This is a genomic window from Faecalibacterium sp. DFI.5.82, from assembly GCF_029076575.1.
Classification (GTDB): domain Bacteria; phylum Bacillota; class Clostridia; order Oscillospirales; family Ruminococcaceae; genus Faecalibacterium; species Faecalibacterium duncaniae.
Map to the genome: position 1 here is coordinate 1 of NZ_JARFIS010000179.1, position 349 is coordinate 349.

Annotated in this window: 1 protein-coding gene; it reads left to right on the forward strand. The window is 62.5% G+C overall.

Annotated features, from left to right (window positions below; genetic code table 11):
* Positions 1-349: CBS domain-containing protein (locus P0G09_RS16145; RefSeq protein WP_275253169.1), on the forward strand; the 349-nt coding region annotated here is incomplete at both ends.

Sequence of the window (349 nt, forward strand, 5' to 3'; positions counted from 1 at the left end):
TGCCATCGACCTGAAAGACCTCATCGTGGCCCGTGCGGAGGAGCGCCTGCAAAAGCTGATCGCCCGCTCCTACCCCTACGTCACCGACCACGAGAAGATCAGCGACTGCATCGACCGCATCGTGGACTACGCCGAGCGCTCGCTCCCTGTCCTGAACGACAGCGGGACGCTGCTGGGCATCATCACCTCGGCGGATGTGGTCGAGCTGGTGGACGACGTGATGGGCGTTGATTACGAAAACCTCGGCGGCTTGACCAGCGAGGTGGACCTGTACGAGGGTGTGTTCCAGAGTGTGAAAAAGCGCCTGCCCTGGCTGATCGCCCTGCTGTTCCTCGGGATGCTGGTGTCC